At 55.5% G+C, this 429-nt stretch carries 1 pseudogene; it reads right to left on the reverse strand.

What is annotated here, in order from left to right:
- Window positions 1-374: pseudogene (locus tag H261_RS25275) on the reverse strand (IS630 family transposase); the annotation flags it as partial.
- Window positions 375-429 lie beyond the last annotated feature (55 nt).

Consider the following 429-nt stretch of genomic DNA (forward strand, 5'->3'; position numbering starts at 1 on the left):
TTTTTTTTATAGGTCAGCCCCTGTGCCCGTAGAAACCGGGCAAGGTTGGAAAGATGGATTTGAACGCCTCGCTCGGCCAGTTCTTTGGTTAAATCGGCCAGGGAGATATCCGGAACCTGCTTAACACGCAGCAGCACATAGGCCCGATGATCGCCCAATTTACTGCGCCGGTCACCACCTTGCCGCTTTGGCGCCACCGTCCCACTCGAAAGATATTGCGCCACATAGCGCACCGCCGAACTCACCGAGATATTGAAAACACTGGCAGCCTGTCGGCGCGAATGGCCTGCCAGAACATATCGCGCAACACGATCGCGCAGATCTACGGATAAAGGTCGAGTCATCGCGGGCCACCTCCACAGGAAGTGAATCACGATTAGCCTCGCCTGTGAATCCCCTGCGATTCAGTCAGATCGCGAAACGCTCTAG

Source organism: Paramagnetospirillum caucaseum (assembly GCF_000342045.1).
In the GTDB taxonomy this organism is placed as follows: domain Bacteria; phylum Pseudomonadota; class Alphaproteobacteria; order Rhodospirillales; family Magnetospirillaceae; genus Phaeospirillum; species Phaeospirillum caucaseum.